This window comes from Streptomyces sp. NPDC048275, assembly GCF_040652275.1.
GTDB lineage: Bacteria > Actinomycetota > Actinomycetes > Streptomycetales > Streptomycetaceae > Streptomyces.
On the sequence record NZ_JBEZLR010000042.1, the window covers coordinates 17,036 to 37,948 of the forward strand.

At 70.1% G+C, this 20,913-nt stretch carries 23 protein-coding genes; 16 read left to right on the top strand and 7 right to left on the bottom strand.

From position 1 onward, the window contains the following. Nucleotides 1-13: 13 nt before the first annotated feature. On the bottom strand, nucleotides 14-1,414 hold the full coding sequence (locus AB0D57_RS24165) for a hypothetical protein (RefSeq protein WP_362076512.1): 1,401 nt from the start codon (nucleotides 1,412-1,414) through the stop codon (nucleotides 14-16). A gap of 49 nt (nucleotides 1,415-1,463) precedes the next feature. Here AB0D57_RS24165 and AB0D57_RS24170 point away from each other — a divergent pair, with 49 nt between their 5' ends. The 4 genes from AB0D57_RS24170 to AB0D57_RS24185 all read left to right on the top strand — a co-directional run bounded on the left by AB0D57_RS24170 (nucleotide 1,464) and on the right by AB0D57_RS24185 (nucleotide 3,804). Continuing rightward, a complete protein-coding gene (locus tag AB0D57_RS24170) occupies nucleotides 1,464-1,655 on the top strand; it encodes a hypothetical protein (protein WP_362076515.1) in 192 nt (63 codons plus the stop codon). Between the two features lie 166 nt (nucleotides 1,656-1,821). Further along, nucleotides 1,822-2,706 carry a hypothetical protein gene (locus AB0D57_RS24175; protein WP_362076518.1) on the top strand — a complete coding sequence of 295 codons (885 nt, stop codon included), beginning with the start codon at nucleotides 1,822-1,824 and terminating at the stop codon, nucleotides 2,704-2,706. A 300-nt stretch (nucleotides 2,707-3,006) separates the two neighbouring features. Then, entirely contained in the window at nucleotides 3,007-3,435 is a 429-nt protein-coding gene (locus tag AB0D57_RS24180) for a VOC family protein (RefSeq protein ID WP_362076521.1), read from the top strand. Nucleotides 3,436-3,492: 57 nt separating this feature from the next. Continuing rightward, nucleotides 3,493-3,804 carry a hypothetical protein gene (locus AB0D57_RS24185; protein WP_362076524.1) on the top strand — a complete coding sequence of 104 codons (312 nt, stop codon included), beginning with the start codon at nucleotides 3,493-3,495 and terminating at the stop codon, nucleotides 3,802-3,804. A 104-nt stretch (nucleotides 3,805-3,908) separates the two neighbouring features. On the opposite strand, the gene AB0D57_RS24190 is transcribed toward AB0D57_RS24185, so the two are convergent. Beyond that, a complete protein-coding gene (locus AB0D57_RS24190) occupies nucleotides 3,909-4,778 on the bottom strand; it encodes a hypothetical protein (protein ID WP_362076527.1) in 870 nt (289 codons plus the stop codon). A gap of 689 nt (nucleotides 4,779-5,467) precedes the next feature. On the opposite strand from AB0D57_RS24190, the gene AB0D57_RS24195 reads away from it, so the two are divergent. Together AB0D57_RS24195 and AB0D57_RS24200 are read left to right on the top strand one after the other, a co-directional pair. Beyond that, complete coding sequence (locus AB0D57_RS24195; protein ID WP_362076530.1) at nucleotides 5,468-6,835, top strand: MBL fold metallo-hydrolase; 1,368 nt, start codon at nucleotides 5,468-5,470, stop codon at nucleotides 6,833-6,835. Further along, nucleotides 6,832-7,584 carry a sulfite exporter TauE/SafE family protein gene (locus AB0D57_RS24200; protein WP_362076533.1) on the top strand — a complete coding sequence of 251 codons (753 nt, stop codon included), beginning with the start codon at nucleotides 6,832-6,834 and terminating at the stop codon, nucleotides 7,582-7,584. Before AB0D57_RS24195 ends, AB0D57_RS24200 begins: the two co-directional genes overlap by 4 nt. Nucleotides 7,585-7,612: 28 nt before the next feature. Here AB0D57_RS24200 and AB0D57_RS24205 read toward each other — a convergent pair whose 3' ends face one another. Beyond that, nucleotides 7,613-7,900, bottom strand: coding sequence for a metal-sensitive transcriptional regulator (locus AB0D57_RS24205; RefSeq protein WP_362076536.1), 288 nt, complete (start codon nucleotides 7,898-7,900; stop codon nucleotides 7,613-7,615). A gap of 76 nt (nucleotides 7,901-7,976) precedes the next feature. Between AB0D57_RS24205 and AB0D57_RS24210 the strand changes: the two genes are divergently transcribed. The 3 genes from AB0D57_RS24210 to AB0D57_RS24220 all read left to right on the top strand — a co-directional run bounded on the left by AB0D57_RS24210 (nucleotide 7,977) and on the right by AB0D57_RS24220 (nucleotide 11,841). After that, nucleotides 7,977-8,597 carry a rhodanese-like domain-containing protein gene (locus AB0D57_RS24210; protein ID WP_362076539.1) on the top strand — a complete coding sequence of 207 codons (621 nt, stop codon included), beginning with the start codon at nucleotides 7,977-7,979 and terminating at the stop codon, nucleotides 8,595-8,597. 518 nt (nucleotides 8,598-9,115) lie between these two features. Further along, nucleotides 9,116-10,894: a tannase/feruloyl esterase family alpha/beta hydrolase gene (locus tag AB0D57_RS24215; RefSeq protein ID WP_362076542.1), complete on the top strand. Its 1,779-nt coding sequence runs from the start codon at nucleotides 9,116-9,118 to the stop codon at nucleotides 10,892-10,894. A gap of 107 nt (nucleotides 10,895-11,001) precedes the next feature. Then, complete coding sequence (locus AB0D57_RS24220) at nucleotides 11,002-11,841, top strand: hypothetical protein (protein WP_362076545.1); 840 nt, start codon at nucleotides 11,002-11,004, stop codon at nucleotides 11,839-11,841. A 154-nt stretch (nucleotides 11,842-11,995) separates the two neighbouring features. Here AB0D57_RS24220 and AB0D57_RS24225 read toward each other — a convergent pair whose 3' ends face one another. Beyond that, a complete protein-coding gene (locus AB0D57_RS24225; RefSeq protein ID WP_362076548.1) occupies nucleotides 11,996-12,772 on the bottom strand; it encodes an alpha/beta hydrolase in 777 nt (258 codons plus the stop codon). Then, complete coding sequence (locus AB0D57_RS24230) at nucleotides 12,765-13,358, bottom strand: TetR-like C-terminal domain-containing protein (protein WP_362076551.1); 594 nt, start codon at nucleotides 13,356-13,358, stop codon at nucleotides 12,765-12,767. Before AB0D57_RS24230 ends, AB0D57_RS24225 begins: the two co-directional genes overlap by 8 nt. A 91-nt stretch (nucleotides 13,359-13,449) precedes the next feature. Here AB0D57_RS24230 and AB0D57_RS24235 point away from each other — a divergent pair, with 91 nt between their 5' ends. Continuing rightward, nucleotides 13,450-13,911: an alanine racemase gene (locus AB0D57_RS24235; RefSeq protein WP_362076554.1), complete on the top strand. Its 462-nt coding sequence runs from the start codon at nucleotides 13,450-13,452 to the stop codon at nucleotides 13,909-13,911. Nucleotides 13,912-13,920: 9 nt separating this feature from the next. Here AB0D57_RS24235 and AB0D57_RS24240 read toward each other — a convergent pair whose 3' ends face one another. Further along, entirely contained in the window at nucleotides 13,921-15,615 is a 1,695-nt protein-coding gene (locus AB0D57_RS24240) for an alpha/beta hydrolase (RefSeq protein ID WP_362076557.1), read from the bottom strand. Between the two features lie 154 nt (nucleotides 15,616-15,769). Between AB0D57_RS24240 and AB0D57_RS24245 the strand changes: the two genes are divergently transcribed. Both AB0D57_RS24245 and AB0D57_RS24250 read left to right on the top strand, forming a co-directional pair. After that, the gene (locus AB0D57_RS24245; RefSeq protein WP_362076560.1) at nucleotides 15,770-16,054 is read left to right on the top strand and encodes a DUF4158 domain-containing protein; all 285 of its coding nucleotides are present in this window, start codon (nucleotides 15,770-15,772) and stop codon (nucleotides 16,052-16,054) included. A gap of 63 nt (nucleotides 16,055-16,117) precedes the next feature. Beyond that, nucleotides 16,118-16,858, top strand: a complete 741-nt coding sequence (locus tag AB0D57_RS24250; RefSeq protein ID WP_362076563.1) for a VOC family protein — start codon at nucleotides 16,118-16,120, stop codon at nucleotides 16,856-16,858. A gap of 40 nt (nucleotides 16,859-16,898) precedes the next feature. On the opposite strand, the gene AB0D57_RS24255 is transcribed toward AB0D57_RS24250, so the two are convergent. Then, the gene (locus AB0D57_RS24255; protein ID WP_362076566.1) at nucleotides 16,899-17,546 is read right to left on the bottom strand and encodes a DUF1707 domain-containing protein; all 648 of its coding nucleotides are present in this window, start codon (nucleotides 17,544-17,546) and stop codon (nucleotides 16,899-16,901) included. 423 nt (nucleotides 17,547-17,969) lie between these two features. On the opposite strand from AB0D57_RS24255, the gene AB0D57_RS24260 reads away from it, so the two are divergent. The 4 genes from AB0D57_RS24260 to AB0D57_RS24275 are packed head-to-tail and all read left to right on the top strand — an operon-like array spanning nucleotide 17,970 to nucleotide 20,798. Next, nucleotides 17,970-18,155 (top strand): hypothetical protein, encoded by a 186-nt coding sequence (locus AB0D57_RS24260; protein WP_362076569.1) that lies wholly within the window; start codon nucleotides 17,970-17,972, stop codon nucleotides 18,153-18,155. Beyond that, nucleotides 18,152-18,898, top strand: coding sequence for a hypothetical protein (locus tag AB0D57_RS24265; RefSeq protein WP_362076572.1), 747 nt, complete (start codon nucleotides 18,152-18,154; stop codon nucleotides 18,896-18,898). Before AB0D57_RS24260 ends, AB0D57_RS24265 begins: the two co-directional genes overlap by 4 nt. Then, on the top strand, nucleotides 18,895-19,812 hold the full coding sequence (locus AB0D57_RS24270; RefSeq protein WP_362076575.1) for a hypothetical protein: 918 nt from the start codon (nucleotides 18,895-18,897) through the stop codon (nucleotides 19,810-19,812). Before AB0D57_RS24265 ends, AB0D57_RS24270 begins: the two co-directional genes overlap by 4 nt. 23 nt (nucleotides 19,813-19,835) lie before the next feature. Next, nucleotides 19,836-20,798: a serine hydrolase domain-containing protein gene (locus tag AB0D57_RS24275; protein ID WP_362076684.1), complete on the top strand. Its 963-nt coding sequence runs from the start codon at nucleotides 19,836-19,838 to the stop codon at nucleotides 20,796-20,798. Nucleotides 20,799-20,913: the final 115 nt, after the last annotated feature.

Consider the following 20,913-nt stretch of genomic DNA (forward strand, 5'->3'; position numbering starts at 1 on the left):
GGGCTTGAGCCGCTCAGGGCTTGAGACGGGCGATCTTCAGCGTCTTGGCGGTGGGCGACGAGCCGCTGAAGGCCGCCGTGTACGACGGGGTGACAGGCGCGTACGCCCAAGTCAGCGAGCCGTCCTGGAGAGTCGCGATGTCTCCGGAGATACGGGCCTGGACGACCTTGTCCGGTGTCTTGAAGGCGCCGTTCCAGTCGATCAGGCGGAGGTGGGTGCCGGTGAACGTGCCGGTGCAGGTGCCGTTCGCGCACTTGGCGTTCTTCAGCGACTCCCAGGAGACGAGCAGACGGTCTTTGCCGTACGGGGCGACGTGGACGTTGACGTGCTCGGTGCCGGGCGTGTTGGTGAGGCGGACCGGCTTGCCCGCGGGCGTGTTGCGGTTCTTGAGGAAGGCGACGGCCACCTGGTGGGTCTTCGTCTTCGGCTTCACGGTCCAGCCGCGGCCGCTCGCGTCGTCCGGGTTCTTGGCGGCGGAGGCGGCGCCCCGGGACGCGAACGCGGTGGCGTATCGGCCCGTCGAGGACTTCACCAGCTCGCCGGTGCGGCCGGCGAAGGTGCCGCCGCAGTAGCCCGCCCAGCACTGCTCGCGCTGCACGGCCGGCGCGCTGTCGGGTGCGCCGATGCCCGTCGAGACGAACAGTCCGGAGCGCCAGTCGTCGAAGCAGAGCGAGGTGAAGGCTCCGGTCGTCTCGGCGTGCAGGGCGATGCCCTCGTTGTGGCTGCACCCCCAGCCCCAACCGCCTGCCGTTTTGGCGCCCTTGGAGCTGACGTAGGCGAGCTTGTCGCCGAAGTGGCCGTCGGCCGCGCCGCCCGCGCCGTGCACGACGAAGTACGTGCCGTATTTCGTGCCGTTCCAGGTGAGCTGCCCGTCCAGGAGCGGCGCCGTGTCGTGCGACGCGGTCCCGGTGAGCTTCGTACGGAAGGCCTGCTTGCCGTTCTTGTAGCGGATGAGCGCCGCCGCGGTCTCCTTCCACTTGTTCGTGTCGGCGACGCGGGTGAGGAGCGCGAAGCCGTCGTTGTGCGCGACCAGGCCGCCGACCTCCTTGGCTCCCTTGACGACCGTGTCGGCCGCGGAACGCTTGCCCGCCGCCGTCAGCGGGGTGACATGGATACCGTCGGACGCGGGCCACGCGACGCGCAGGATGCCGTTCGGGGCGACGGCCGTCGCCGTGCGCGTCCACTCACGGGTGTTGTTGTAACCCGCGGACAGGTAGGGGAACTTGGCGGCCAGGTTCACCGTGGTGTTCGTGACGGCCGGTATCGCCGCCGCCGCTGTCGTCGGCGTGGCGGTCGCGTACCAGCCTCCGGCCAGGACACCGACGGCCGCGAGCCCGGCCGCGAGGGGCTTGCGGGCCAGGTGGCGACGGCGGTGGGTGGCGGGAGGCGTGGTGGTGGGTCTTGCGTTGGTCATACGGGGTAGTCGCCGCCGAGGGGCAGGAGGTTGCCGCCAGCTTCGCTACGTGGGGTGGCTACGGTTCGGCGGGCGCCGAAGTGTTCCGCGCCTGGCGTTCCGGATCTGGGCGAACCGGCTGGGCGCGCTGACCGAGGAACGACTCGACGACTCTCCGGGCGAGGGGTGGAGCTTCCGTCGGCCGGCCGGGCACGTCGAGGGATCGACGTACTACGCCGACCCCGTGGGGAGGCTGACCTGATCGCTCGTCCCGGCCGAGCGAGTCCGGTCACGATGTGACTACGAGCGTGACCGGACGGCGAAGTGGATCGAACGCGGCCCGGGGGGTGGTGCGTCACAGGGGCGGTACGGGCTTCCCCCCGCGCCGCACGGACTCCACCCGTCACCGCTCAGTCCCTGGGGGACCCATGCGTACGAAAACCCCGCGCACTGTCGATCTGCTCGTCGTCCTCGCCCTGTTCGTCACCGGAGCCGGTGCTGTCGTCGGCTGCGGTGAAGAGGAGGCGAGCAGCGGCGGTACCGACCCGGCGCCGCAGTCCCGGGCCCGAGCCCGCCAGGTCGCCGACGCCTGGGACGGCTCCGAGGCCGCCCAGATGTGGAGGACGAGGTACCTCCCGACGGGCGAGTCGGTCCAGCTCCCCGAGAACGCCTTCCGCAACGAAGCCGACAAGCGCGCCTATGAGACCAAGAACTTCGTCCTGCGCGGCGAACTTCCCACCACCCCACCCAAGGACGGCCAGGTGAAGTGGAAGAGCGGAGACTCGCTCACGCTGCCGCTCATGGGAGCGCGGAAGGCGTACGAGACCCTGGCCCGCGACGGCAACGACGGACCGCACCTGACCGTGACCGGGGCGAAGCAGGGCACGATGAACGTGGCCACCAGCCGAGGCCCGGCGACCGTCCCGGCCTGGCTGTTCACCCTGGAGGGCTACGACACCCCGCTCAAGCGGATCGCCGTCAGCCCGTCGAAGCTCCCGAAGTCGCCGATCGGGCCGGCCGAGGACATGTCCACCGCCGAGCTGGCGCCCCTTGCCCGACTGGTCGAGGTGGCCGCGGACGGGCGCTCGGTGACCGTGGTCGCCACCCACGGATCCTGCGACGACGGCCCCGCCGTGGCCGTCCTGGAAACGGTCGGCAGCGTCGTGCTGTCCGCGTACGTCGTCGGGACGAAGGACGGTGCCTGTACCAGTGAGCTGCGCGGCGAGGAGGTGACGGTGAAGCTGGTTCGTCCGGTCGGCGACCGGATCCTGCTGGACGCGTTCACGGGCCGACCGGTGTCGTCCGAGCAGTAGAACGGGCATGCGCCGGGCCGGAGTCGGACTTCTGTCGGATCTCACCGACGGCTCTCACCTGCGGCTCTCGCGTGCGGCCGGAGCGCGGACGAGAAACGGCGTTGCACCAGTCCGTGCCGAGCACTACGGTCGGTCGCGTGACTGCCGGGTCGGCCATGCGCCACGCACGAGTGAGGTTCCCGGCCTCGGCGTGAGCGCGAGGCGGGCCAGAGGCCCGCCCCTTTCTCCGCGTCTTTGCTGTCGTCGCTCGCGTGCGGCGCCCCATCCCATCGGATCCAAAGACCCGGAGACCCACCGCTCATGCCCTACGACCAGCCGTACCCGCACGAATCCGGGACATCGGCGAGCACCGTCCAGTTGAACCACACCGCGATCTACGCCACGGACCGACACCTGTCGGCGGAGTTCATCGCCGCGATCCTGGGTCTGAAGGCCGGTGCTCCGTTCGGGCCGTTCCTGCCCGTCGACCTCGGCAACGGCGTGACGCTCGACTACTACGAGAAGAGGGACGAGCCGATCCAGTCGCAGCACTACGCGTTCCTCGTGCCCGATACGCAGTTCGACGCCATGATCGCCCGGCTGGACGCGGTCGGGGTCACCTATTACGCCGACCCCAACCACACCGACCCCGGTCGGATCAACCGTCTTTTCGGCGGTCGAGGCGCGTACTTCCTCGACCCCGACGGCCACAACATGGAGATCATGACCCGGCCGTACGTCCGTCCCTAGGCCACTACATGTGCCGATAGTCTCGCCGGAACAGACCCGACGACCTGTGAGCAACCAGTGATCCGAGACCTGTACAACGTCCGGTGGCGGCCTGCGGAGGACAGTCCCACACCACTGACCGACGAGGAAGAGCAGCGCGTGCGGGCAGTGTTGTTCAGCGAACTCGGCAACGAAATCGCCGAACGGGGCTGGGCCCGGTTCCCCGCATACTCGCGGGAGGAGCGCCGTCGGCTGATCGACGTCGCGCACCGCCTCAGCGCTCACTGGGGGCAGCAGGTGTTCGTCGAGGCCGAGGATCAGTGCGCCCTGAGGCTTTATCTCGCCGGTCACGGGCCGCAGCCGGCGAACCCGCCGCTGCCGCAGGCGTAGCGGCCGGCGCCGCCGGGCCTTTGCTGCCCCTACATCGATGGGTGCCTCGGCGGGAACCCGAGGGTTTGTGCCTGGATTCTGGGTTGTGGACCCTCGGCCTCGGGTTACAGCAGGCGTGCGAGAGGCAGCGCCGCGATGTCGGGAGCGGGCCGGGAGACATACAGGTCGGTGTGGAGGTAGCCGTCCGCTTCCTTGTCTGCCGTGTGCAGTCCGTTCACAGCCAGGGCGTCGAACGCCGCGTACCGTTCGGCGCTGTCGGCGAAACGGCGCTGCCGGAAGGTACGGGTGGGCAGTTTCTCCGTCACCAGGCCCGAGCGGGCGAGCAGATCGGCGATCGGCTGGTAGGGCACGGTGCGCAGCACGAACGCCGCTACCCACGGCGGGGTCGGCATGCAGGCGAGAAGCCTGGTGAAGGTCCGGGTGGAGACGTAGCCTACGCCGCCTGTGACGGTGACGAGGTCCGTGCCCGCCAGCGTGTGGCGCAGGGCGGGGCTCGGTTCGGTGACTTCGAGGTTCTCCGCGAAGGCGTGGTCGAGCAGGCCGACGGCGCGGGCGTATCCGACGGCCCGGGCTGCCGAGTCGATACCTGTTGCCGTTGCGGCTTCCGGGTGGCGGCGCGCTGCGAAGAAGGTCCGGTCCTCGGCCGCGAGGTGCCGGGCCGACAGGGCGGAGAGGTGGCGGGAGGTGTACCGGGTGAACAGGTCCGGCAGAGTGACACGGTAGTTGAGGAGAGCTGTGTTGATCCCGTAGGAGCAGCACAGGTCCACCACGTTCAGTGGCGTCCGGTCGGGGTGCAGCCGGCGCAGGGCATGGGCCAGTGCCCGGAAGACGGCCTGGCCATGGTGGGGTATCTGGTACTCGAGGGATCGCAGGGTTGCGAAGTACGGGCGGGGGTCGGGACAGTCGTAGATGTCGTCGAAGTTCGCTTTGCCCCAATCGGCATTCGCGGTGGTGTTGCTCGCTCCTGCTGCCATGGGTGGTCTCCTGACCTGCGTCGGCCGGTGGGAAGGGCCCGATGGCCGCAGTGATACGGCCGACGCCTGCGTGCTCGGCGGGTCGCGCCACGGCCCCACTCTGCCCTCTCCGGCGTCCTGCGGCAGCCTGGAGGAGCCGACAGGGTGATTACGGTCCGTGACCGTGGTCTTGGTGCAGCCGGGGCCGGCCGGGGTGGGGCGGGAGTGTGGGTGGCGTCCGGGTTCAGCTCCCGGTCCGCGTCGTTGCAAGAGCCGTACGCGGGCCTGCCATCGTAGTTCTTCACCTGACGGGCAGGGGCCGGCAGCCTGGGCCGCGGTGATGGCGAGGGAGTGGTGACTGCTCGCCTGGCCATGCTGGCGCCTATGCCCTGCCGCGGGCGCCCTGCTGTGGTGTCTCAGCGGACCTGTCGTCGTCTCGCTCTGTCTCCATGATCGCGGGGCCGCGTCCAGCGACAGCTACGAAGAGTAGCCGGAGCAATGGCAAGACAGGCGAAGACGCGGCGCCTCAACATGTGCGCCTACCAGTCTCAATCACCGGGCCGGAGGGGGGGCGTGGGCGGCGTGAAGGCTCCTCTCTCCGGGTGCCCAGGGGGCGTATGTCCTCGATGGATACCCCCGGGGGTAATCGTGCTAGCCTCGAAAGCAGAATACCCCCGGGGGTAATTTTTTTCGTGCGAAGGGAGTGCCAGGTGTTCTTCGTCGACACCATCGAGCTGGAAGGGCTCGGCAACCGCAGCTATCTCGCGGGCGGTGCGCACACGGCCGTGGCCGTCGATCCGCCGAGGGACATCGACCAGGTGATCGCCGCGGCCGCACGGCGGGGCGTGCGGATCTCGCACGTCGTCGAGACGCACATACACAACGACTACGTCACCGGCGGTCTCGAACTGGCCCGCGTCAGCGGTGCCGCCTACCTCGTGCCGGCCGCCGCGCGCGTCTCCTTCACACGGACGGCCGTGCACGACGGTGACTCGGCGGAGATCGACTCCGGCCTGACGCTGCGTGCCCTGGCGACCCCTGGGCACACGCCGCACCACACCTCGTACGTCCTGGAGGAGTCCGGGATCGCCGTCGCGGTGTTCACCGGCGGCTCCCTGCTCATCGGCACGGTCGGCCGCCCCGACCTCGTCGAGCCGAGCCTCACCGAACGGCTCGCCCGTGCCCAGCATGCCTCCGCCCACCGCCTGGCCGCCGACCTGCCCGAAGAGACCCCCGTGCTGCCGACACACGGATTCGGCAGCTTCTGTTCCGCCGCGCAGGCGACGGGGGCCGCCACCACGATCGGCAAGGAGAAGGAGGTCAACGAGGCGCTCGTGCGGGACGTCGACATCTTCGTCGCCGCGCTGCTGGCCGGTCTGGAGGACGTGCCCGCGTACTACGCGCACATGGGACCGGCCAATGCCGCCGGTCCCGCGCCGCTCGACCTGACCGCGCCCGCGATCGCCGACGCCGAGGAGATCGCCGCGCGGCTCGCCGCGGGGGAGTGGGTGGTCGATCTGCGCCACCGTGTCGCCTTCGCCGAGGGGCATCTCGCCGGTTCCCTCAACTTCGATGCCGACGGGAAGATCGCCACCTATCTGGCGTGGCTGATCCCGTGGGGCAAGCCGGTCACCCTGCTCGCCGAATCGCGGGAGCAACTCGCCTCCGCACAGCGCGAGTTGGCCCGAGTCGGCATCGACCGCCCGGCCGCCGCGGCGGTCGGCGGGCCCGCATCCTGGATCCGGGACGGCGAGACACCGGCCTCCTTCCCCCGAGCCACGTTCGCCGATCTCGCGGGCCGGGGCACGGGCGGCGTCGTCGTCCTGGACGTCCGCCGGGACTCCGAGCGGGCAGGCGGACACGTCGAAGGGTCCGTCCACATCCCGATCCACACCTTGCACGGGCGGCTGGGCGAGATCCCCGCCGGACAGGTGTGGGTGCACTGCGCGGGCGGCCTGCGCGCCGGTATCGCCTCCTCCCTGCTCGATGCCGTGGGCCGGGACGTCGTCGCCGTGGACGACGGTTTCGACGCGGCCGTCGAGAATGGACTCACTGTCGACGGCGGCCCGGCGGCGTGAGCTCTCTCGTCCTCGCCCTGGCCGCCGGTGCCGTCATAGGGCTGGCGCTCGGGGCGCTCGGGGGCGGCGGGAGCGTGCTGGCCGTCCCCGCCCTGATCTATCTGCTCGGTTTCACCCCGGTCGTGGCCACCACCGCGAGCCTGGTCATCGTGACCACGACCTCCGTCACCGCACTGATCGCCCACGCCCGCGACGGAAACGTCCACTGGAAGACGGGAAGCCTCTTCGCCGCCGCGGGCGTCGTCCCGGCCATGCTCGCCGGGATCCTCGCGGCGCGGGTCCCCGAAACCGTCCTGACCGGTGCCTTCGGTGCCGTCGCGCTACTGGCCGCGCTGCGCATGCTCGGGCGGCGGGCCGCCGCCCGCGACGAGCACGAGGTCCGGCCGGGCCCAGCCGCCGCGGCCGGTGCGGGGCTCGGCGCGGTCACCGGCTTCCTGGGGGTCGGCGGCGGCTTCCTCGCCGTACCGGCGCTGGTGAGCGTCCTCGGGCTGCGGATGCGGCTCGCGGTGGGCACCAGTCTGCTGGTCATCACCGTCAACTCGCTGGCGGCCCTCGCGGCCCGCACGGGCACGGCCGACGGGCTCGACTGGTCCGTCATAGGCCCGTTCGCCGGGGCGGCCGTCCTTGGTGCCTGGGACGGGAAGCGGTTCAGTGCGAGGGTGTCCGGCGGTCTACTGCAACGGATCTTCGCGGTGGTGCTGCTGGCGGTGGCCGTGTTCATGCTTGTCGACATGGTCGTACGAGCATGAGTCGGCCCTCGGGCCCGACGCGCTGCGCTCACGCGAGCGAGAGGAACAGCTTCTCCAGTCGGGCGCGCATGGCGTCGCGATCCTCGGCGGGCTTGTCGCTGCCGTCGACGTCGGTCAGGCACTGCTGCAGACCGGTGGCGATGATCGCGAACCCGGCCCGGTCGAGGGCCCGGGACGCGGCGGCGAGCTGGGTCACGACCTCCTCGCAGTCACGACCCTCCTCGATCATCCGGATCACCCCGGCGATCTGACCCTGCGCCCGGCGCAGTCGGTTCAGTACGGAACGCAGCTCGGCGCCCGCGAGATCCAGATCCACGATCAACTCCTCTGCAATACCCCTAGGGGTATGCTACGCCCCTTTGGGGCGTCGTCGACAACCAAGGATGACACCCATGTCCCACCAGCCCACCCAGCCCACCCAGCCCACCCAGCCCACCCAGCCCACCTCGATCACCTTCGACGTCGCCCAGGCCCACTCCCGGCTGCCCGACCTGACCGTCATCGATGTCCGCACGCCCGCCGAGTACGCCTCCGGTCACGTACCCGGCGCCCTCAACATCCCCCTCGAGGACATCAAGCGCGCACTGCCCGCGATCGAAGAGGCCGCCGCCCGCGGCGACCTCCTGATGGTGTGCGCCTCCGGCAACCGCTCCGAGAACGCCTGCCGACTCCTTGCCGGGCAGGGCGTCGGCGCGGCCACGCTCGTGGGCGGCACGAAGGCCTGGGCCGCCGCCGGCCATGAACTGGACCGCCCCGACGGTGGCACGCGCGCGGTCTGGGCGATGGACCGCCAGGTGCGGTTCACCGCCGGCTCCCTCGTCCTGACCGGCCTCGGCCTCGGCGTCCTGGTCCACCCGGCCTTCCAGCTGCTGTCGGCCGGTATCGCGGGCGGCCTGGTCTACTCGGCGGTCAGCGACAGCTGTCTCATGGCCCAACTGCTCGGCAAGCTGCCGCACAACCGCCCGCGCGGCACGGACCTGAACGCGACGCTCGCCCGGCTGCGCGCGAGCTGACGCCGTCATGACCGGGCGGGCCGACCGGATCCGTTGAGCTCTGGGTGGGGTCGGCCAGTCCGAACGTTCGCCGACATAATCGTCAACAATCCAGTCAACACATCTTGCGTCAAGATTGCCGCCAGGCTACGTTCCTTCGACGTACCGCCACCGCAGAGCCGGAGTCGCGGAAGGAGGGCCGCACCGCTGGGTCGACGGCGTCGCGCGGGACCCGTGCGAGTGTCGTCGTGGGAACGAAGTCCGCAGGCGACGGACAGCGAAGACCCATACCCACCTGTCGTGAGCCGTCACGGTCGGCCCCTGCGCTCCACCTTTCGGCAACTCCCACCCACCCCCCACCTCGGTCGACGCGGCATCCCCCTCTGCCTGTCCGCGGTCCTGTCCGCGCACTCACCTCCCGTTGCTCAGCGAACGGCACCGCATGCCCGGGGGACGGTTCCGACCGGCCTCGACCTCCCCGCAGGACCGACCGACCGGCACGAGTTCCGATCCAACGATGAATCGAACGGAGTCCGAGCATGTCCATGCTGTCCCGATGGTGTCGGTGGAAATCAGCCACCTTCATGGCCACCCTCGCCGCCGCCCTCGCCCTCGTGACCGGCGCGAGCATGGCCCTCGCCTACGCCGCCACGACCGACAGCGCGCAGGCCTCCGCCTCCACCTCGGCCGCCGCCATCTCGTCGAGCAGCACGTCCTCCGGGATCGCACCGGCCATGTCCTGCGCGGGCGTCGCCTCGCTGGACCTGGCAAGCGCCGTACCCGACGTGCCCTTCGAGATCACCTCCGCCGCGGAGGTGGCCGCCGGCAGCAACACGCTCGGCAACTGGGCGTACTGCGACGTCAAGGGCGTCATCGCACCGCAGATCCACTTCCAGCTGCGCCTGCCGCAGGCGGGCTGGCAGGCCAACTACCTCCAGGTCGGCTGCGGCGGCCTCTGCGGCAACGTGAGCACGAACAGCGCTCCCGCCTCCAGCGGCTGCGTCCCGCTGACGACCGGCGCCTTCGCCGTCGCGTCCAGCGACGAGGGCCACTCCCAGGGCGGCGGCCTGTTCTCCACCGACCCGACGCTGCGCGCCGACTTCGGCTACAAGTCCGATCACGAACTCGCGCTGGCGGCCAAGGCCATCATCAAGCAGTACTACGGCCGGTCCGCCACCCACTCGTACTTCGACGGCTGCTCCCAGGGCGGCCACCAGGGTCTGACCGAGGCCCAGCGCTACCCGACCGACTTCGACGGCATCATCGCCGGCGCCCCGGCCAACAACTTCACCGCCCTGAACACCTTCTCGCACGCCTGGACCGCCCAGTCCGTCTTCCTTAACGGCGGCCCGGCCACCCTCACCACAGCTGACCTCGCCCCCCTCCACGAGGCCGTACTCAAGGGCTGCGACGCACCCCTCGACGGGATCATCGCCGACCCGCTGGCCTGCGACTGGGACCCGGCGAGCATCAAGTGCGCGGCCGGACAGACCTCCACGACCGCGGACTTCTGCCTGACGGCGGACCAGATCACCACCCTGCGCCGCATCTACGCGGGCCCGACCGACGAGCACGGCAAGCTGCTGTACCCGGGCTACCAGCTGCGCGGCTCCGAGCTGAACTGGGCGAGCATCATCGTGCCGACCACGGCCACCGGCACCACCGGCGACATGAGCTTCGTCCGGGAGACCATCCGTTACCAGGTCTTCGACAGCCCGCAGCCGACCCTGACGTACAAGGACGTCAAGTTCACCGCCGCCTACTTCAAGAAGATCATGCAGCCCAACGAGGGCATGTACGACGCCACCGACCCGGACCTGAAGGCGTTCAAGGCGGCCGGCGGCAAGCTCATCCTGTGGCACGGCCTCGGCGACCAGCACATCCCGGCCGTCGGCACCATGGCGTACTACAAGGCCGTACAGAAGGTCATGGGCGGGGCCGAGGCGACCAAGAGCTTTGCCCGCCTGTTCCTGCTCCCCGGCGTCGCGCACTGCGGCGGCGGCCAGGGCCCGAACACCTTCGACGCGCTCACGGCCATCGTCGACTGGGTCACCGAGGGCGAGGCCCCGAGCAGCCTGACGACCAAGTCCGTCGACACCGCCGGGAAGGTCACCGCGACCCGCCCGGTCTACCCCTTCCCCTACGTCGCCAAGAACACCACCGGCGGCCCGGCCGACGAAGCCGACAGCTACACCCCCGTGCTGTCCAAGGCGGAGGCCGACCTGACGCTGAACTGGCTCGGTTCCTTCCGCTCCGGCTACGAGACCGTCGGCAACTGGGTCAAGGGCAAGTGGCTCGTCACCAAAGGCAAGGCCTGATCCCGTGAGGTGATCAGGAACCGCGGCTGACCTGATACGGCGTCGCGGCCTCCGGCTCCTGCCGGGTGGCCGCGACGCCGTAACGGCCGGCGTGTGAGGATCGCGCCGTGGACTGCGATGTGTGTGGGCGCGCGATGGGGCAGTGGACGGTGCCGTCGACCCGGTGGGAAGAGGGGACCTGGTCCTGCACCCGGTGCCACGCCACGACCCACGCGGAACCACGCCACCTGCTCGTGCGCGCCCAGGGCGAGCCGTCTCCCTTGTACGAGCCACATGCGGGCGGGGCGTACGAGGACATCGGCACGTTCACCCGCAACGTCCCGTTGGACGACTCCGGGCCGAGCCTGCCGGAAGATCTGGCCGACGCGCTGCGCTCATGGTCACTGTCCCGCCCGCCGGAAGGTTTCGTCGCCCGCCCGGATCTGCGCAAGCACGTCAAACAGGGCCTGGCGGCCGCCCAGCGACTGGCCAGGCACCTCGGGCCGTCAGGGGCGGTGCGCCACTGGGACGAGCGCCACAGGACATCGAAGTGGGTGTGCTGGGGCTGCGACCGCCTCCACTACGAGCGCGACAGCCACGGCACGCCTGCGCACCCGCTCCACATCACGGTCGAAGGCGAGTTCACGTTCGGTCCGCTGCGCTCCGACGGATTCGGGGACTTCTTCCCCGAAGATCCCGCCGCCGCCCTGCACCTGTCCGACAGCCTCGCCGCCGATCTGTACACGTGGGCGAAGAGCATCGACACCACGCTGAACCTGGACGTCCGCGACCGGGAGGACGGCAAGTACGACGCCGAGTGGCAACGCCTGTTCCGCGAGGGGACGGACTTGGCGAGACGCGTCGCGCACGAGCTGGGCCCTGTCCGGACAGTGACGTACAAAGGCCTGGCACATGGTGGTCCGGCCGCGCTGACATCCATCACCTGGCGAGGGGACCGGCAGCTGTAGGCGCGAGCACGCCGCTTCACACGCATTTCCGGAAGCCCGGGACGCTTCCTCTTTTCCCTTTCCCCGCGAAACGATCACCGGTTAGGCTCCCCCGGCGCGCATGGAGCGTGGACCCGGGGTCCGCGAGATCGCCCGCCGCGTCCGCCGTCACGGTTCAACGACACCTGCTGATGAGCCGGTCCGCGAACGCGACGGGATGTTCGAGGATTCCGAGGTGGCCGCCGGGGAACTCGACGAGGTCGCCGCCCGTGAGTTCGGCGAGCAAGGCTGCGGTGCGGTAGGGGAGTTGACCCCGCGAGTCGTGTCCGGCGCCGAGGGTGAGCCGGGAGGCGAGGGGGCGCAGGGCGGCCAAGTCCGGGCTGTGGGAGGTGAAGGGGCGTAGGACGTGGGTGAGGAAGATGCCCATCGGGGTGGTCGCGTTCATCTCGGTCGCCACGGCTTCGGGCGCACCCTCCCAAGTCCGGCCTTCCAGCCCGGCACTCAGCCGCGCCACGGCGGCCTCGACCCCCTCCGCGCGGCCGATTTCGTACACCTCCGTGATCATCGCCCGCTGCCGGGCGGCGTCGGGCAGGACGCCCACGCTCGGCGGCTCGTGCGCGACGACGTGCCGCAGCCGCCCCGGATGGCGGGCCAGCAGGTCCAGGGCGACGATGCCGCCGGAGCTGCTGCCGAAGACGTACGCGGACTCGCCGTCGGGGAGGAGGGAGTCGAGGAGACGGTGGGCGTTGTCGCTCCACGCCGCCACCTGCTGGTCCTCGATCGGCCCGTCGAGGGCACCGCGGGACAGCCCGAGCGGGTCGTACGTCACCACGGTGAACCGTTCGGCGAGGCGTGCCGTGGCGCCGTCCAGGCCCATGGGATGACCGGCGCCGCCCGGGATGATCAGCAGCAAGGGCCCGCTGCCGCGCACGTCGTAGTGGAAGTCAGGCATGGTCGTCGTCCTCCGTTGTCTGTCGTGGCCAGTGCTCCAGGGCTACGTGCAGGGCGTCGAGGGCCCGCTCCCAGGACGTCCGCAGCTCGCGGGGGGCGCCGAAGCCGCCGATCGCCTCGAGATTGCAGAAGCCGTGGAAGGTGCTGCGCAACAGCCGTACGGCGTCGGTGAGGTCGGGCTCGGAGAGGCCGTACGCGCGGAGCATGCCGTACGTGATCTCGGCGGTGCGCCGCCCCGCGTCGGACTCGGCGGCCAGAGCCGGATCGAGCTGCGTGTGCGTGGCTCGGTACCGCCCTGGACGCTCCAGGGCGTACTCCCGATAGGCACCCGCGAAGGCGACGAGCGCGTCCTTGCCGGACCGCCCGGCCACGGCGGCGGCGATCCGGTCGATCATCTCTCCGGCCGCGAGCAGCGCGATCCGCGAGCGCAGCTCCTGCATGTTCCTGATGTGCGAGTACAGGCTCGCGTCCTTCACCCCGAACCGGCGTGCCAGCGCGGACACGGTGACGTTCTCGAACCCGACCTCGTCCGCGAGATCGGCCGCGGCCGCGACGAGGCGTTCGGTCGTGAGTCCGGCGCGAGCCATGGGGGGACCACCTCTGAATGGATTGGCCGCCTAGGATCCCTAGGTTTCTGCCTAATATATACAGCCACTGGAGGCGTGGGAGGCTGAATTCATGGTGGAGCAACTGCCCGAAGGGCTCGTCACGCCCGTGCTCGTCATCGACGCCGACGTCATGGACCGGAACATCGCACGGATGGCGGAGACGGCACGGTCCGGCGGATTCGCCCTCCGGCCACACGCCAAGAGCCACAAGTGCGCCGAGATCGCACGCCTTCAACTCCGCGCGGGTGCACGCGGGTTGTCGGTGGCGACGTCGAGCGAGGCGGAGGCGTTCGCGGCGGCGGGAGCGGACGATCTGTTCGTGGCGTACCCGCTCTGGCTCGACGCCGGCAAGGCGCGACGCCTGCGCCGACTGGCCGACGAGGTCGCTCTACGGGTCGGCGTCGACTCGGTCGAGGGGGCGCGGCGGCTGGCGGAGGCGGTGCGGGGGAGCGACCGCGCCAAGAGCCTGTGCCGCGGATCCGTATCCGTGGCACAGGCTCGGCATGTTCGCCCGGGGCTCGGCGCACCGTGATCGAGCAGATCAGGCGCACCGGGTTCCGTCCGCGGGCGGACGCCCCTGGAGCAGGTAGGTGTCGACCGCGTCATCGACACACGTGCTGCCCATGACGTACCCGCTGTGGCCGTCGCCCTCGCGGGTCAGCAGCACCCCGGAGTCCAGCTGCTCAGCCAGCCCCTGGGCCCACACGTACGGGGTGGCCGGGTCCCGGGTGGTGCCCACCACCAGGATCGGCGGCGCTCCCGGGGCGTTGACCTCATGCGGGGTGCCGACCGGCTTGGCCGGCCAGTTCGTGCAGCTCAGCGCCTCCCAGGCGAACGACTCTCCGAACACGGGCGAGGCCTTCCGGAAGGAGGGCAGCTGGGCCTGGATCTGCTCGGCCGAGGTCACCGCCGGTGGAAAGTCCAGGCAGTTGATCGCCGCGAAGGCATCCGAGAAATTGCCGCCGGGGCCGCCGGAGAGGGCCATCAGCCCGAGGTCCGCCCCGTTGCCGGCCAGCGCCTGCTCCAGGGCTGCCCGCAGCGCGGGCCAGGCCTCCTTGTTGTACATCGCTTGGCCGATGGCCCCCACGGCGGTGTCCCTGTCGAGGGTGCCCGCCTCGGCTGCCGGCAGTGGCTTGCGGTCCAAGCTCGCCAGCAGCTCATTCAGGCGTTGCCGGGCCCCGGGCAGGTCGGTGCCCAGCCGGCAGTCCGCCTTGGTGGCGCAGTCGGTCAGGAACGCGTCCAGAGTCAGCTGGAACCCGGCGGCCTGGTCGCGCAGAAAGTCCAGCCTGTTGATCCGCGGGTCGACGGCGGCGTCGAGGACCATCCGGCCGACCCGGTCGGGGAACTCCTCGGCGTAGGCGGTGCCTATTTCGGTGCCGTAGGAGACGCCCAGGTAGTTCAGCTTTTCGTCCCCGAGAGCGGCGCGGAGCACGTCCAAGTCCCGAGCGGTCTCCCGGGTGGAGACATGGGCCAGCCGCTCCCCGGAGCCGGCCTGGCAGGCGGCGCCGTACTCCTTTTGGTACTCGACGAACGTGGTGACCTCGGCCGGATTGTCCGGCGTGATGTCCAGCGAAACGTAGTCGGCCGGTTCCGCGGGAGGTGCGCAACGTATCGGCGCGCTCTGCGCGACACCGCGCGGGTCGAAGCTGACGATGTCGTACTGGGAGTGCACCTTTTCGGAGGTGAGCGGGATCGAGCCCTGCACCATCTCGACACCGGATCCACCCGGTCCTCCCGGGTTGTGCACGAGGGAGCCGATCCGCTCGTCCGGGTCGGTCGCCAGCCTGCGGGCGAGGGCCAGCTGGATCGTGGGCCCATCCGGGTCGGCGTAGTCGAGGGGCACCTCCAGCTGACCGCACTGGACGCCGGTACCGCAGGCATGCCAGGTGATCTTCTGGGTGTAGAAGGGGCGCAGCTCTGCCGATCGGGAAGCGTCGAAGCCTGCCGCGGCGCTCTTGAACCCGGGCACCGGACTGCCGTGGATGAGCAGCATGCTCAGCAGAACTCCACCGGCGACCACAGCGACCAGGCCGGTCCGCCACACCTGAGTCCACCACTGGTGGAGTGCTCCCGGGGCCACGATGTCGCCGACACGACCATGCCGCAGCGTGGGCGGCTCGGTCAGGGTCCGGTGCAGAGACCGTCTGAGCTTGGCCGTCCAGCGGGGGACGGGCCCGCTGCGGGTGGGGCGCGGGGGATCGCTTGCGTGGTGAGGGTCCGGCGGTTGCGTATTCATGGTCGCTCTCCAGTCTCCGAGGGGGCCGAGCCACTGCTGAGGCTCGAACTCCGAGTGAAGGCGACGGGGACCGTGCGGTTAAATCCCGAAAATCCGTGACTAGACATGGGTCCCGATCTCTGCATCTTTGAGATCATCGCAGGTCAGGAGTGCCATGGGGGCCAACGGAACAGTCAGTATCGGTGAGAACGATCATGGTCGCGCGGCCGTGATCCGCGAGCACGGGCGACCTCGGGCGACGTGGTCCGAGCTGGAGCGGTTCTTCTTCCTGGACGACGTGGACCGGGATCTGATCGCGTTGCGGCGTACGCGGCATCACCAGCTCGGGTTCGCCCTTCAGGCCCGGCCAAAATGCCCGGCGCCGAGCCTGGTCATCTTGTGGGGGACCGGGCTCCCCGCGACGGAAACTCGGATGCGGGTGCCCCACGGCGCCCCCTAGGCTGCACTCGCGGGGAGAGCAAGGCGCCGTATCGACCGTCAGTGGATCGGAGATGCGCGAGGTATGACCAGCCAACTGTTCGCGATCTGCTTCAATGCGACCCGGCCGTCGGGCCTGGCGCGGTTCTGGTCCGGGGTCCTGGGCTGGGAGTTGGCCGACGGTCCGGACGACGACGTCGCGATCCTGCCCCCTGATAACGCCGGGTTCCGCATCCGTTTCCTGCCGAGCCAGGAGCCGAAGACCGGCCAGAACCGGGCGCACTTCGACCTGACGAGCACCTCCCCGGAGGATCAGCAGCAGACGGTGGCCAGGGCGCTGGAATGCGGCGGGGAACACATCGACGTGGGCCAACTCCCGGAAGAGGGGCATGTGGTGCTCGCCGATCCGGACGGCAACGAGTTCTGCGTCATCGAGGCGGGCAACAAGTTCCTCGCCGACACCGGCTTCATCGGAGCGCTGGCCTGCGACGGTACGCAGGAGGTCGGTTACTTCTGGAGCGAGGCGCTGCGGTGGCCGCTGGTCTGGGACCAGGACCAGGAGACCGCGATCCAATCGCCGAACGGCGGTACGAAGATCACGTGGGGTGGTCCTCCGGTGGCGCCGAAGACGGGCACGAACAGGCTGTACTTCGAGCTGACGCTCCCCGCCGACGCCGACGCCGACGCCGACGCCGACTGGGAGGCGGAGGTCGACCGTCTGATCTCGCTCGGCGCGACGCGCACCGACATCGGTGAGGGCGACGGCGTCCGGGTGCTGATGCTCGACCCCGACGGCAACGAGTTCTCCGTACAGAGGCCCCAATAGCAGGGCTGCTGTCGGGTGGGCTGTGTTTCGTAGGCGTTTGTCAATCGCCGGCGGGCAGGGACGTGGGCTTGCGCAGCAGCCACTGTCCGAACGTCCGACGTGGAGGCCGCACCACGACGCGGCCAAAGCTCTTCTTGCCGACCAGCTCCACTCGCAGCGTGATCGGCGTACCAAGGTCCGGCGCCTGACGGATCTTGAGCTTGCTGTGTTCCAGTGTCAGGGCATCGGCATCGACCACGATGCCCGGCTTGGTGACCAGCGTCAGGGTCTTGCCGGGCATGTCGATGTCGATCCGCAAGGTGTCCTGCGTGATCACTGCCTGAGTGAAGTCGAGCGTCACCTCGCTCCACTCCGCCGCAAGCTCCAGCCTCCGCGGCACCACCCAGTGCCCCACACGCTCGACCCTGCTGAACCTCTGGGCGATCCGGAGTACGTCCTTGACCTCTGCCACGGCCATGCCGGCCGAGGCCGACACGGGCGGCAGGTCAGCGGTGAGCGCGGTCAGTTCGCTGACGGTCCGGGCCGACAGGGCAGCCTCCAGGCGCTCGTCCAACTCGGCCGCGGTCAGCCGGCCGTCCCCCGCCGCGATACGCAGCACGTCCACCGCCCGGTCCCGGTCCGCATGAGAGGCCCGCAGCTCGGGCGGCGAGCCGGAGCGCTTCCCGGTGGGCGAGATCTCTCCCGACATGCTTCCGTCCTGGTCCTGTCGAACGTCTTCACGCGACGCAGACAGCGGCGCGCCTAGAGGACTAACGCTATATCGCGACATGGGTCCCGGCCAAGACCGATGAAGAAGGTGACGCGTTGATCCGCATATCGGCCGGCCGTCGAGCACGGCTTCGCAGACCTCAAGAACTCGGGCGGCTATGCGCGAGGGTACGGGGGTTCTGGCGCACACCCCGCAGAATGTCGGCCAGAACCGGCAAGTGGCGCCCGTTCCCAGTCCGCTTAGCGGCGTCCAGGACATGGCGCTGGCCGTCCATCAGGTCGACAGGTCCCCCAAAGGGAGGGTTTTCACGCGTCGTCCACGGAAGGCTTGCAGGACACACCTAACCTTTACAGGGAAATCACCACACAAGTGGTGATATGTCTCTCCAGCAAGGAGGTATTGATGCTCGCGCAGGAAACCGTCCGTCTCGTCGCGACTCCGGCCGAGGTGTCGGCGATCGGTTCACTGATGGTGGAACCGGAAGCCGTCGTCAGCGGCGCGCCCCTCCCCTCACCGGAGGCGGCAGGCTTCCTCCTTTCGCTCCTTCTTTTGTCTTCCAAGGAGCCGAGGGAGCCCAAGGGCAAGTGAGTTCCCGGGCCGACTTCGCCACGGCTGCCGACGGTCTGGCGACCCGTGTCCTCGGTGCCCTTGGCGGAACCGGGGACGCGGTGCTCGTCGCGCGGCATATCGACACTTCACCCGACGCGATGGCGGCTTTCGCCGCGGTCCGGTTGATCGGCGCGGACATCTTCACCCCGCACATCCTGACCGGCGCACTGTTCTGCCCTGAGGATGCGGCTGCTGTGGTCAAGTCCTTCGCCGCGTTCCCCTCGCCGGGGGCCGGGTCCACGGCGGGCACGGACGGACTGCTGACCATGGCCTGGCGCGACTGGGCGACCGCGCAGCTCCTGGCCCGGTGCAGCACCGACGGCGCCCACCAAGTGGCCGCCGCTCAGCCCGAGGAGGACAGCGCCCTCTGCGACACCGCCGACTGGCAGCGATGCTCCGTGATCATGGCCCAGCTCGCCCCGCTCGCCACCCCTGGTCTGCACAGTCCGGTCCACGAAGCGGCCCGCGGCGCAGCCCTGTCGCTCAGCCGAGGGGTCACCCGCTCGGTCCTGCGCCGTGATTTCCCCACGGCGGCACGGCTGACCCGATGGCTGGCATGGCTCCACCATGAGGGCATCGCGCTCCCTCTGGACCCGGTGCCCGTGGAGGAACACGTACGGCTGCTCGGCGGTGAAAGCCCGCGCAACTCACTCGACCTGGCCGTCGCGCGGCATCTGCTCGAAGGGAATGTCCCCCAGGACGCGGAGGCGGTACGGACATGACGGTTCCCGAGCCCGTGGTGGTGGCGGCCCGGCGTATGGCCGACCGGGCCCTGTCCTGGCTCCATGCGAACCGATCCCTTGGAGCCCTGCCGCCCGGCACCACCGTGGAGATCGCCGACCCCGACAGCGTTTACAAACCGCTGGGCGAGACCGCGCTCGCCGCGTCTCTCATCCTGCGTGACGCCGTCGCCGGACCCGGGCAACTGGCTGCTGCCCAGAGCCTGATGGAATTCACCTGGCAGCAGTTCCGCCAGGGCGACATGCTCTACGAGCGCCAGCTCCGGCACACGCTGATGACCGACCCGCTGGAGACGTACGCGCCCTTCGCTCGCTGCGGTTACCGCCATCCGCACCTGGACCGGCTGCTGACCCACCACACCCGGCTGCGTTCAGCGCACGGCATCGAGCACATGCCCAACCGCCGGCTCGCTGTCGCCAACGCCGCCCGCATCTGCGGCCTCAACCGCAGCGACGACTGGGCCACGCTCACCCGTTCCACTTGGCTCGGCGCCGGCCCCGAACCCTGGGCGATCGACTGGATCACTGCTTACTCGATGACCCATACGGTCTTCCACCTCACTGACTGGGGTGGCTTCCCACAGGGCCTGCCGGCTGAACTCACCTCCTACGTGAGGACCTGGCTGCCGGTGTGGATCGACATCTGGCGCGAGGTCGAACAATGGGACCTGGTCGCGGAACTCCTCATCGTCGGCGCCTGCCTCGACGACCCCTACTGCGAACCTGCGGACTGGGAGACCATCGCCGCCCTCCAGCACGAGGACGGCCTGCTCCCACGGGACGGCGACCCCGTCGACGACGATCCCGAGCAGCGGTTCAAGGACCACCAGCACACCGTCGTCGTCACCGCCGTCGCGGGCACCATCGCACTCGCCCGGGCAGCAGGGGAACCGTGAATGGCCCGCCCCTGGACACCTGCATGCACCCGCTGCTGGAGGCAACCAAGGGCACCGCCACGGCCGTAGCAGCCGTACGCGGTGACGAGCGCGTGGTGCTGTGCCGCGGGCCCGTGGAGCCCAGCACCCGCTTCGAGACCGGCTCCCTCACCAAGACCTTCACCGCCTTGCTGCTCGCGGAACTCGCCGCCCGCGGCGAGGTGCGCTACGACGACCCGCTCGCCCGCTACCTGCCGCACGGCGTCCCCGGTCCGATCACCCTGCTCCACCTGGCCACCCACACCTCCGGACTGCCCCGGCTGCCACCTGGAATGCTCTCCCGCGCGGCCCGCAGCGGCTGGTTCAGCAACCCCTACGCCGACTACTCACCCGACGACGCGCTCGCCGCGCTCTCCCGCACCCGGCTGCACCACCGCCCCGGTACCCATGTGCACTACTCCAACTTCGGCGCCGGCCTGCTGGGGCACGCCCTCTCCCACGCCATCGGGACCGACTACCCCATCCTGCTCACCAACCGCGTCCTGGCCCCGCTGGGCCTCGCGGACACCGACTGCGACCCCAACCGCCCCCAGGCCACCGGTCATTGGCGAGGCCGTGCCCGCCCTCCCTGGCGCATCCCCGGCCTGCCCGCCGCCGGAGCCCTGCGCTCCAGCGCCCGCGACCTGCTCAACACACTGACGGCACTGCTCGCCCCGGAGACCGCCGGGCCCCCGAGCCTGCGGACCGCTCTCACCGAGGTGCAGCGTCCACGGCTGGCGCTGCCCCGCACCGGCAACCGCCTCTGCCTCATCTGGAACCTCCGCCCCCGTCAGGGTCGCCCTCTGCTCCACCACTCCGGCGCCACCTGCGGCTTCACCGCCTTCGCCGGCTTCCTCCCGCACTCCGGCACCGCCCTCGCGGCCCTCACCAACACGGCACCAACCCCGTTGGCACCCTTCGTCCAGGCTTCATACGAAACACTGTGCCTCCTGGACGAGCACTGCTGAGAAGCAGACACGAGACACCGAGGTGCCCTAGGACCTGTCCGGTCGATCACGGCGGGAGACGCGGGGTGGGGCACGCACATCTGCGGCGTTGCCGTCGGTTGCCGACTCCCCAAGT

Excerpts from the sequence above, each read along its gene's own strand:
- AB0D57_RS24165 (WP_362076512.1), bottom strand. The coding sequence starts at position 1,414 with ATGACCAACGCAAGACCCACCACCACGCCTCCCGCCACCCACCGCCGT.
- AB0D57_RS24175 (WP_362076518.1), top strand. The coding sequence starts at position 1,822 with ATGCGTACGAAAACCCCGCGCACTGTCGATCTGCTCGTCGTCCTCGCC.
- AB0D57_RS24180 (WP_362076521.1), top strand. The coding sequence starts at position 3,007 with ATGCCCTACGACCAGCCGTACCCGCACGAATCCGGGACATCGGCGAGC.
- AB0D57_RS24190 (WP_362076527.1), bottom strand. The coding sequence starts at position 4,778 with ATGGCAGCAGGAGCGAGCAACACCACCGCGAATGCCGATTGGGGCAAA.
- AB0D57_RS24210 (WP_362076539.1), top strand. The coding sequence starts at position 7,977 with ATGTCCCACCAGCCCACCCAGCCCACCCAGCCCACCCAGCCCACCCAG.
- AB0D57_RS24215 (WP_362076542.1), top strand. The coding sequence starts at position 9,116 with ATGTCCATGCTGTCCCGATGGTGTCGGTGGAAATCAGCCACCTTCATG.
- AB0D57_RS24225 (WP_362076548.1), bottom strand. The coding sequence starts at position 12,772 with ATGCCTGACTTCCACTACGACGTGCGCGGCAGCGGGCCCTTGCTGCTG.
- AB0D57_RS24230 (WP_362076551.1), bottom strand. The coding sequence starts at position 13,358 with ATGGCTCGCGCCGGACTCACGACCGAACGCCTCGTCGCGGCCGCGGCC.
- AB0D57_RS24235 (WP_362076554.1), top strand. The coding sequence starts at position 13,450 with ATGGTGGAGCAACTGCCCGAAGGGCTCGTCACGCCCGTGCTCGTCATC.
- AB0D57_RS24240 (WP_362076557.1), bottom strand. The coding sequence starts at position 15,615 with ATGAATACGCAACCGCCGGACCCTCACCACGCAAGCGATCCCCCGCGC.
- AB0D57_RS24245 (WP_362076560.1), top strand. The coding sequence starts at position 15,770 with ATGGGGGCCAACGGAACAGTCAGTATCGGTGAGAACGATCATGGTCGC.
- AB0D57_RS24250 (WP_362076563.1), top strand. The coding sequence starts at position 16,118 with ATGACCAGCCAACTGTTCGCGATCTGCTTCAATGCGACCCGGCCGTCG.
- AB0D57_RS24255 (WP_362076566.1), bottom strand. The coding sequence starts at position 17,546 with ATGTCGGGAGAGATCTCGCCCACCGGGAAGCGCTCCGGCTCGCCGCCC.
- AB0D57_RS24260 (WP_362076569.1), top strand. The coding sequence starts at position 17,970 with ATGCTCGCGCAGGAAACCGTCCGTCTCGTCGCGACTCCGGCCGAGGTG.
- AB0D57_RS24270 (WP_362076575.1), top strand. The coding sequence starts at position 18,895 with ATGACGGTTCCCGAGCCCGTGGTGGTGGCGGCCCGGCGTATGGCCGAC.
- AB0D57_RS24275 (WP_362076684.1), top strand. The coding sequence starts at position 19,836 with ATGCACCCGCTGCTGGAGGCAACCAAGGGCACCGCCACGGCCGTAGCA.